The sequence below is a fragment of the Kitasatospora sp. NPDC059803 genome (genome assembly GCF_042732255.1).
Classification (GTDB): Bacteria; Actinomycetota; Actinomycetes; order Streptomycetales; family Streptomycetaceae; genus Kitasatospora.
In genome coordinates this window covers 1-10136 of the sequence record NZ_JBHWIJ010000306.1, presented here as the reverse complement: position 1 = coordinate 10136, position 10136 = coordinate 1, and the positions used below count along the sequence as shown (strand labels likewise).

Below are 10136 nucleotides of genomic sequence, written 5' to 3'. Positions count from 1 at the left end.
GTGCACCGGTGCACGGGAAGCCGGCGGGACGTCAGCGGGTGATCAGCTGATGATCAACGGCCTTGGAGGGACCTCACGTTGTCGCCGAAGCTCCAGCCCTTCGAGCCGTCCCAGTTGAGCGACCACGTCATGAGCCCCTTCAGCGAACCGCCGAACGCGTTCCACGACTGGCCGACCAGGCCCGGGTCCATGTAGCCGCCGCCCGCGCCGGGCTGGGCCGGCAGGCCGGGCACCTGCTTGTCGTAGGGCACCTTGACGGTGGTGCCCTGGATGGTCAGGCCGTTGTTCAGGCAGGTGGTCTGCGCGGTGAAGCCCTGCACGGTGCCGGCCTGGTAGGAGTCACCGGAGCAGCCGTACATGCTGCCGTTGTAGTACTGCATGTTCAGCCACCACAGTTGCCCGTTGTCGGCGTACTTCTTGATGATCGGCAGGTAGGCGCCCCAGATCGAGCCGTAGGTGACGCTTCCGCCGGTCACGTACGCGGTCTCGGGGGCCATCGTCAGGCCGAAGCCCGCGGGCATCTGGGCCAGTACGCCGTCGATGATGCGCATCAGGTTGGCCTGGGAGGCGGACAGCGTGCCGATGCTGCCGCTTCCGGACAGGCCGGTCTCGATGTCGATGTCGATCCCGTCGAAGTTGTACTTCTTGAGGATCGGGACGACCGTCGCCACGAACCGGTCGGCGACGGTGCTGGAGCTCAGGTCGATGCCTGCGGCGGCACCGCCGATCGACATCAGGATCGTCGCCCCGGCCGCCTTGGCCTGGCACATCTCGGCGGGGGTCGAGACCTTGACGTTGGCGTCCATGCCGTCCTGCCACTGGACGGTGCCGTCCGAGAGGATCACCGGGAAGGCGGCGTTGATGACGTTGTAGCCGTGTGCGGCGATCCGGCTGTCCGTGATGGGGACCCAGCCCATGCCGGGGTGGACGCCGTTCGCGGCGCCGTCCCAGTTCTCCCAGTACCCCTGGAGGACCTTGCCCGACGGCCTGGGCTTCGTGGGGCAGGTGTCGCCCGGCGCCGGGGTGGTCGGCGGAGGAGTGGTGGGCGGCGGAGTGGTGGGCGGCGGAGTGGTGGGCGGCGGAGTGGTGGGCGGCGGAGTGGTCGGCGGCGGAGTCGTGGGCGGCGGGGTGGTCGGTGTGGGGCTGCTGCCGCCGGGGCCGGTGAGCGACACGTCGTCCGCGTAGTACGCGGGCTGCCCGTACCAGCCGTGCAGGTAGACGGTCACCGAGGTGGTGTTCGGCCCGGTGGTGAAGCCGACGCTGAGCTGGCCGTACGACGCACTGCTCGGCGTCCAGGTGGACGGGTCGCTGCCGGCGCCGGTGCCGGTGGCGCCCAGGTAGACGTAGCTGCCCTGGACGTAGGCGCTCAGCGTGTACTGGGAGTTGGGCTGCACGCTGACGGTCTGGCTGCACTGGGCGCTGTCCGGGCCGGTCGGCGTGGCCTTGAGCGCGGCGGCGCCGGAGTGGACCGGACTGCTGACGACCGCGCCGGAGCCGCCGGAGCAGGTCCAGCCGGAGAGCCCGTTCTCGAAGCCGGGGTTGGCCACCAGGTTGGGGGTGGCGGCCCCGGCCGTGACGGAGCCGGCCACGGCGATGCCGGCGCCGATGACGGCGACGGCGCTCACCCCGGCGAGGGAGCGCCGCAGGACGCTCGGCCCGTGCTGGGCGCGGCTGGTCCGGTTCACCTGCGCTGCGCGTTCCACGCTCGCCCGCGGCTGCGGGCCAGGGGCCCGGAGCGGCTCGTTCCCGGCCCGGTCGCCTTCGAGGCGGCCGGGATCCGGACAGGGGCGGACCTCGCCCGACGGACGTGGAGTACGCGACCTTCGACGGAACATGCTGCGTTCCCTTCCCGCCGAGCGCCATGGACATGACCGACGCGTGGGGGCGCGACGCCCGGCTGTGGGTGAGGTGGGGACATGTGGGGCTGTGCCGGACCGGATCGTAGGAGGGGCGGCGCAGCTCGTCAATAGGTCTGGACCAATCGCGGGGTACGGCCCGGCCGACCGCAGCAGAACCCGACGTCAGGCCGTACGGCCCCGCCCGCTTCACCGGGCAGGGGCCCGGGCGTGGCCCCGGGGGGGGCGGCGGGCGGCGGGGTCGGAGCCGTCCGGCGGCGTTCTTCCGGATTCCGGGCGCGGGCCCGGCCGGTCAGCCCTGCTGCTGGAGGCTGAGCGGGCGCATGTCCGTCCAGTTGCCCTCGATGTGGGCGACGGCGGTGGCCCGGTCGGTGGCTTCCAGGGTCACCGACCAGCCCTCCGGGACGGCGGCGAAGGACGGCCACAGGGAGTGCTGCCCCTCCGCGTTGACGAGGACGAGGAAGGTGCCGTCTTCGCGGTCAAAGGGGTTCGCCATGACTGTTCTCCAGATCTCGGGATCGCGGGACGTGCCGGGTTGACCGGGCGTCAGGTGGTCGGGGTGCCGGTCGGGCTCGCGGCCAGGGCGGCGAGGGCGTGTTCGACGACCGCGCCGATCGCCGCCGCCGGTGCGGGTTGCAGCAGCTGCTGGTGCCCGCTGTCCACGTCGTGCGCGAGGACGGCGGAACCGACGTGCGGCTCCCAGCTCTTGACCTTGAGGGCGCGTTCCTCCGGGGTGGGGCGGGTGTCGCCGCCGACCGCCACGAAGAGCGTCATCGGGCAGCCGTCGAAGCGGCCCGGGGTGAACCGCTGGAACAGCTCCAGGTTGTTCCGCATGACCCCCAGCAGCCGTTCCAGCGTACCCGGTTCGAGCGCGGCGAGGGGGCCTTCGGTGCGGGCCAGGTGTGCGGCGACGCCTTGCGGGGTGAGCCGTTCCGGCTCCGCCGCGTCGACCCCGGCCTCGGCCAGGAAGTCGGCGAGGAACTCGGCGTCGCTGGGCCGGGCCCCGAGGGCGTCGTCGGGGTAGGCGTCCAGGTTGGCCAGGAACGCCACCTGTTCGCCGGCGGCGTGCAGCCGGACGGCCATCTCGTGCGCCACGACGCCGCCGTAGGACCAGCCGAGCAGGTGGTACGGGCCGTGCGGCTGTACGGCGCGCACCCGGGCCAGGTACTCCTCGGCGACGTCGCCCAGGTCGGTCGGCAGCGGGCCGTCGTCGGACAGGCCGCGGGCCTGGAGGCCGTAGACCGGCTGCTCCGGGTCGAGGTGCTCGGCGAGCGCCGCGAACGGGATCGCGAAGCCGAGGCCGCCGTGCACGCAGAACAGCGGGGGCCGCCCGCCGGTGGGCCGGATCGGCAGGACGGGCCCGAGCAGGTCGACCGCGCCGCCCCCGGTGGCGGCGGCCGCGGCCAGCGCCTCCAGGGTGCGGTGCTCGAAGACCGCGCCGAGGCTGATCGGCAGCCCGGCCCGGCCGGCCGCGTTGACCAGCCGGATCGCCTTCAGGCTGTCCCCGCCGAGGGCGAAGAAGGAGTCGTCGGGGCCGACCGGGCCGGTGCCCAGGACCTCCTCGACGGCGGCGCAGAGCAGCCGTTCCGGCTCGGTGCGGGGCGCTCGCGGGGCGCGGGCCGAGGGGGTGGCCGCGGGGGCGGGCAGGGCCTTGACGTCCAGCTTGCCGTTGGCGTTCAGCGGCAGTTCCGGCAGCGCGGTGTAGCTCTCCGGCACCATGTGGCCGGGCAGCGAGCGGGCCAGGTGGCCCTGCAACTCGGCCGGTCCGGGGGTCGGCCGGCCGTCGGCGGGCACCAGGTAGGCGACCAGGCGGCGCTGGCCGGCGGCGTCGGCGGGGGCCAGGACGGCGGCCCGGGCGACGGCCGGGTGCTCGGCCAGCAGCCGTTCGATCTCGCCGAGTTCGACCCGGTAGCCGCGGATCTTGACCTGCTGGTCGGCGCGGGCGACGTACTCGATCCGGCCGTGCCGGTCCCAGCGGACCAGGTCGCCGGTGCGGTACATGCGCTCCCCGGGCGCGCCGAACGGGCAGGCGGTGAAGCGGGCGGCGGTCAGCGCGGGTTGGCCGAGGTAGCCGCGGGCCAGGCCCTCGCCGGCCAGGTACAGCTCGCCGACCACGCCGCGCGGCACCGGCCGCAGCGCCTCGTCCAGGACGTACGCGCGGGTGTCGCCGATCGGCAGGCCGATCGGGACGGTGCCCTCGGCGCGGCCGAGGTCCTGGCCGGTGGCGAAGGTGGTGGTCTCGGTGGGGCCGTACACGTTGAACACCGTGGTGTCCGGCAGGGCGGCCCGCAGCCGGTCCAGGTGGTCGCGGGAGTGCGCCTCGCCGCCGGTGAGCAGCGCCCGCAGCGGGGCCAGGGCACGCGGCCGGGTGTCGGCGATGGTGTTGGACAACTGGGTGGTGAGGAAGGCGACGCTCACCCGGGCGCGGGCCAGGAAGGACTCCAGGGCCTGCGGGTCGGCCGGGCCGGGCGGGTGGACCGCCACCCGGGCGCCGTGGGCGAGCGCGCCCCAGATCTCGAAGGTGGAGGCGTCGAAGGCGACCGGCGCGAAGTAGAGGAAGGTGTCCGCGGCGGTCGGCGCCAGCTCCGGCAGGCCCAGGACCAGGCGGACGGCGGCGCGGTGCGGGACCGCGACGCCCTTGGGCTTGCCGGTGGAGCCGGAGGTGTAGATGACGTACAGCAGGTCGTCGGGGTCGATCGGGGCGGCTGGCATCGGGGCGGTGACGGGCCGGCCGGCCAGGTCGGCCAGGGTTTCGGGGGCGTCCAGGAGCAGCTTGACGACCCCGGCGGGGAGCTCCCGTTCGGCCAGGGAGCGTTCGGTGACGAGCAGCCGGGCGCCGCTGTCGGCCAGCATGTCGCGGACCCGCTCGTCGGGGTAGGACGGGTCGATCGGCAGGTAGGCCGCGCCGGTGCGGGCGATCGCCAGCAGGGTGCTCACCACGGCCGGGCCGCGCTCCAGGCGCAGCGCCACTAGGTCGCCCCGGCGGGCGCCGCGCGCGGTCAGCAGGTGGGCCAGGCGGTTGGCCTCGGCGTCCAGTTCGGCGTAGCTGGTGTGCCGCAGCCGCTCGGGGTGGCCGGGCTCGGTGTGGACCAGCGCGACCGCGTCCGGGGTGGCCGCGATCCGGCGGTCCACCAGGGCGGTGAGGGTGCTGCGCGGGGTGCCGGCCCGGTGGGTGCCGAGGGCGAGCAGTTCGGCCTCCTCCTCGGGCCCGAGCAGGTCCAGCCGGGACAGCGGCCGGGCGGGCTCGGCGAGGGCGGCGGCGAGCAGTCGCAGGTAGGCGTCGGTGATCCGGCGGGCCGTGGCGGGTTCGAACAGGTCGGTGCGGTACTCGACGGCGAGCGCGAGCGCGCCGCCGGCCTGCTCGGTGAGCTGGAAGAACAGGTCCCACTTGGCGGTCCGGACCGGCACCGGCTGCTCGGTCACGGCGAGCTCCGGGTCGTCCTCGGGCGCCGGGGCCGGGCCGGCCTGCTGGAAGCCGAGCATCACCTGGAACAGCGGGTGCCGGGCCATCGAGCGCTCGGGGTTGAGCACCTCGACGAGCTTCTCGAAGGGCACGTCCTGGTGCTGGTGGGCGGCCAGGTCGTAGGCCCGGACCCGTTCGGCGAGCTCGCGCAGTCCCGGGTCGCCGGAGGTGTCGGTGCGCAGCACCAGGGTGTTGACGAACATGCCGACCAGCTCGTCGAGCCGCTCGTCGGTGCGGCCGGCGATCGGGCTGCCGAGCGGGATGTCGGTGCCCGCGCCGAGCCGGGTGAGCAGGGCGGCGAGTCCGGCCCGCAGCAGCATGAAGGCGCTGACGCCCCAGGCGGCGGCGAGCCGGTGCAGCTCGGCGGTGAGCGGCTGCGGCACGGTGGTGCGCACGACGTCGCCGCGGTGCTCGGCCCGGGTGCCGCGCGGGTGGTCGAAGGGCAGCGCCAGTTCCTCCGGCAGGCCCTTCAGGGTCTCGCTCCAGTAGCCGAGTTGGCGGGTGAGCTCGCTCTGCGGGTCGTCCTCCGCGCCGAGCAGTCCGCGCTGCCACAGGGCGTAGTCGGCGTACTGGACGGGCAGCGGCGGCAGTTGGGCCGGGCGGCCGGCCACCCGGGCCCGGTAGTACGCGGTGAGGTCGCGGGTGAGCGGGGCGAGCGACCAGCCGTCGCCGGCGATGTGGTGCAGGACGATCGTCAGCACGTGCTCGTCCGGGCCGAGCCGGAACAGGCGGGCGCGGAGCGGGAGGTGGTGCTCCAGGTCGAAGCCGCGCGCGGCCTCGGCGGCGAGGGCGGCGGGCAGGCCCGCCTCGGTGGTCTCGCTCACCGGGAGCGGGACGGCGGCCTCGGCCGGGGTGAGCACCCGCTGTTCGGCCGGTCCGCTGCCGGTGGTCCCGGGGGTGGCCCCGGCGGGGGCGCGTTGCGGGAAGACGGTGCGCAGCGCCTCGTGCCGGGTGACCACGTCGTGCAGGGCGCCCGTCAGGGCGGCGGTGTCGAGCCGCCCGGAGAGGCGGATCGCCAGCGGGATGGCGTACAGCCCGCCGGGTGCGCCCAGGTGCTCGACGAACCAGAGCCGCTGCTGCGCGTACGACAGCGGCAGCACGGCCGGGCGCGGCCCGGCGGCGAGCGGGGCGCGGCCGGGTGCGGCGGCGGCCAGCCGTTCGGCGAGGCGGGCGGGGGAGGGGGCCTCGAAGAGGTCCCGCACCTGGAGTTCGGCGCCGAGTTCGGCGCGGACCCGGTTGACGATCCGGGTGGCGAGCAGCGAGTGGCCGCCGAGGGTGAAGAAGTCGTCGTCGACGCCGACCCGGTCGAGTCCGAGCACCTCGGCGAAGACGCCGCAGAGCTGCTCCTCCTCGGCGGTGCGCGGGCTGCGGGCCGAGGTGGTGTACGCGGGGGCGGGCAGGGCGCGGCGGTCGAGCTTGCCGTTGGCGGTCAGCGGCAGCGCGGCGAGCGGGACCACGGCCGCCGGGACCATGTACTCGGGCAGCCGCTCGGCGGCGAACTCCCGCAGCCCGGCCGGGTCGGCGCCGTCGCGGGGCACCACGTAGGCGACCAGGCGCTGGTCGCCGGGCCGGTCCTCGCGGGCGATCACGGCCGCTTCGGCGACCGCGGGGTGCTGGCCGAGGACGGTCGCGATCTCGCCCAACTCGATCCGGAAGCCGCGCAGTTGGACTTGCTCGTCGGCGCGGCCCAGGTACTCCAGGGTGCCGTCGGCCCGCCAGCGGCCGAGGTCGCCGGTGCGGTACATCCGGGTGCCGCCGGGTTCGAACGGGCAGGCGACGAAGCGGGCCGCGGTGAGGTCGGGGCGGCGCAGGTAGCCGCGGGCCAGGCCGGGGCCGGTGATGTACAGCTCGCCGGGCACGCCGGCCGGGACGGGCTGCAGGGCGCCGTCGAGCAGGTAGACCCGCAGGTCCGGGATGCCGCGCCCGATCACACTGCCGCCGCCGGCGGCGGCCGTCGGGGCGTCCAGCTCCTGGTAGGAGACGTGCACCGTGGTCTCGGTGATGCCGTACATGTTGACCAGGCGCGGCGCGTCGTCGGCGTGCCGGGTGTACCAGTCGGTGAGCTTGCCGATGTCCAGCGCCTCGCCGCCGAACACCACGGTCCGCAGGGCGAGCGGGCGCGGGCGGTCGGCGTCGGCGCGCATCAGCTGGTAGAAGGCGGACGGCGTCTGGTTGAGGACGGTCACCCGCTCCTCGGCGAGCAGGTCCAGGAAGGCGTCGGGGGAGCGCGACACGTCGTACGGCACCACGACCAGCCGGCCGCCGCGCAGCAGCGCGCCCCACAGCTCCCAGACGGTGAAGTCGAAGGCGATGGAGTGGAACAGCGTCCACACGTCGCCGGGGCCGAAGCCGAACCAGTCGTCGGTGGCCTCCAGCAGCCGCGCCACGTTCTGGTGCGGCACCACGACGCCCTTGGGGCGGCCGGTGGAGCCGGAGGTGTAGATGACGTAGGCCGGGTGCTCGGGGGAGGCCGCGGTGTCCGGGGCGGTGGCCGGGTGGGCGGCCAGCGCGGCGGCCGTCTCCGGGGCGTCCAGGTCCAGGCGCGGCAGGTCCGGGGCGTCGGGCGGCTCGGGCAGCACGCCGCCGGCGGTCAGCAGCAGCGCCGGACGGGCGTCGCGCAGGGTGTAGCCGATCCGGTCGGCCGGGTGGCCGGGCTCCAGCGGCAGGTAGGCCGCGCCCGCCTTGAGGACGGCCAGGACGGCGACGATCAGCTGGGCGCCGCGCGGCAGCGCGACGGCCACCAGGCTCTCCGGGCCGGCGCCGCGGGCGGCGAGCAGGTGGGCGAGCCGGTTGGCCCGCTCGTCCAGCTCGCGGTAGCTGAGGGCGGCCTCGCCGGGGGCGGTGACCGCGACGGCGTCCGGGGTGCGGGCGGCCTGCTCGGCGAACAGCTCCGCGACGGTGGCGCGCCGCGCGGGCTCCCGGGGGGCGGCCGAGGCGCCGCTCCACTCGCCGAGGATGCGGGCCAGTTCGGCGGGCTCGGGCGCGCCGAGCCGGGCGAGCGGGGCCTGCGGGTCGTCGGCGACCTGCTCCAGGACGCGGACCAGCCGGTCCAGGACGCGCTGCGCGGACGACTGCGGGTCCTCGGCGGCGTCAGTGTGCTCGGCGGCCTCGGCGAAGGCCGAGGGCCGGTAGGCGAGGTGCAGGTTCAGCCGCTCGCCGGGGAAGACGGTGAGGCTCAGCGGGTAGTGGGTGGCCGAGAGCACCTGGGCGGAGCTGACGGTGCCGCCCGACTCGCGGAACAGCGCGGCCTCGTCCAGCGGGTAGCTCTGGAAGGCGAGGACGGTGTCGAACAGCTCGCCCTGGACGCCGGAGGCGGCCTGCGCCTCGGCGAGCGGCAGGTGTTCGTGCGGCATCATCGCGAGCTGCTGGCGGGCCAGCGCCTCGAACAGCTCGCTCGCCCGCTGGTCCGGGCGCAGATCGGCGCGGACCGGCAGGGTGTTGGCGAACAGGCCGATCATCGACTCGACGTCCGGGACCTCGGCCGGGCGGCCGGAGGTGACCGACCCGAACACCACGTCCTCGCGGCCGGTGAGCCGGCCGAGCAGCAGCGCCCAGCAGCCCTGCACCACGGTGTTGAGGGTCAGGCCCCGGCCGCGCGCCCAGCCGGCGAGCGCCGCGGTGCGCTCCGGCGACAGGAACCCCCGCACGAGCGACGGCAGTTCGAGGGAATCGCCGTCGCCGGCCCCGGGCAGCGCCCGGACCGGCCCGTCCAGGCCGTCCAGCAGCTGCGCCCAGGCCGCCCGCGCGGCGGCCCGGTCGCGGCCGTTCAGCCAGGTCAGGAACGAGCGGTACGGCGCGGGTGCGGGCAGCGCCGCCGCCCCCGCCTCGTCGCCGAGCAGCACCAGCTCGCGGACGGCCAGCGGGAACGACCAGCCGTCCATGACGATGTGGTGCACCGACCAGAGGAACCGGTGGTGCCCCGCGCCGAGCCGGATCAGGGTGAACCGCATCAGCGGCGGCCGCGCCAGGTCGAACCGGCGCAGCCGGTCCTCACGCGTCAGCCGCTGCGCCTCCGCCTCCCGGTCGGCCTCGGGCAGGTGGGTGAGGTCGTGCAGCTGCCACTGCGGCTCGACCTCGGTCTCCTTGAGGACGACCTGGACGGGCTCGCCGGTCTTGCGGTTGCGGAAGCAGGCCCGCAGGTTGGGGTGCCGGCGCAGCAGCGCGGCCGAGGCCGCGCGCAGCCGGGCGGCGAGCTGCTCGCCGTCACCCGCGCCCGGCCCGTCGATCTCCGCGACGAACTGGAGGGTGTACAGGTCGGGCGAGGCCTGGTCGTACGAGGACAGGAACAGCAGCCCCTGCTGGAGGGGGGAGAGCGGAAGTACTTCGCTGATCTTCGACCCGGTTCTGGGGGCGGTCGTCACGAAAGTTCCTCATTCAACTCGAATTCCAGATCGGCCAGTTCCTCGTCGGACAGGGCGATCAGACTGCTTTCGGGCTCCGTCGGGGCGGGCTCGGCGGGGTTCTGCTCCTGCTCCTCGGCGACCTGGGCCAGGGCGGCGGCGGTCTTGTGGGTGAAGATGTCGCGGGTGGTGAGGGTGAGTCCGGCCTTGCGGGCGCGGCTGACGACCTGGATGGAGCGGATGCTGTCGCCGCCGAGGGCGAAGAAGTCCTCGTCGATGCCGACCCGGCCGGTGCCCAGGACCTCGGCCAGGATCTCGGTCAGCACCTGCTCGCGCTCGGTGCGCGGCGCGCGGGCCTCCTCCTGGTCCCCCAGGTCGGGCCTGGGCAGGGCCTTGCGGTCGAGCTTGCCGTTGGGGGTGAGCGGCATGGTGTCGAGGACGAGCCAGGACGCCGGGATCATGTAGCCGGGCAGCAGT

General features: G+C 75.1%; 4 protein-coding genes. All 4 read right to left on the bottom strand.

Going from position 1 to position 10136, the window contains the following annotated elements:
- Positions 1-53: 53 nt before the first annotated feature.
- The gene (locus ACFV6I_RS33070) at positions 54-1685 is read right to left on the bottom strand and encodes a carbohydrate binding domain-containing protein (protein ID WP_380429367.1); all 1632 of its coding nucleotides are present in this window, start codon (positions 1683-1685) and stop codon (positions 54-56) included.
- A 463-nt stretch (positions 1686-2148) separates the two neighbouring features.
- The gene (locus ACFV6I_RS33065) at positions 2149-2352 is read right to left on the bottom strand and encodes an MbtH family protein (protein ID WP_063348727.1); all 204 of its coding nucleotides are present in this window, start codon (positions 2350-2352) and stop codon (positions 2149-2151) included.
- A 50-nt stretch (positions 2353-2402) separates the two neighbouring features.
- Positions 2403-9680, bottom strand: coding sequence for an amino acid adenylation domain-containing protein (locus ACFV6I_RS33060; RefSeq protein ID WP_380429365.1), 7278 nt, complete (start codon positions 9678-9680; stop codon positions 2403-2405).
- On the bottom strand, positions 9677-10136 hold a 460-nt coding region (locus ACFV6I_RS33055), incomplete at its 5' end, for a phosphopantetheine-binding protein (RefSeq protein ID WP_380429362.1). The genes ACFV6I_RS33055 and ACFV6I_RS33060, both read right to left, overlap by 4 nt.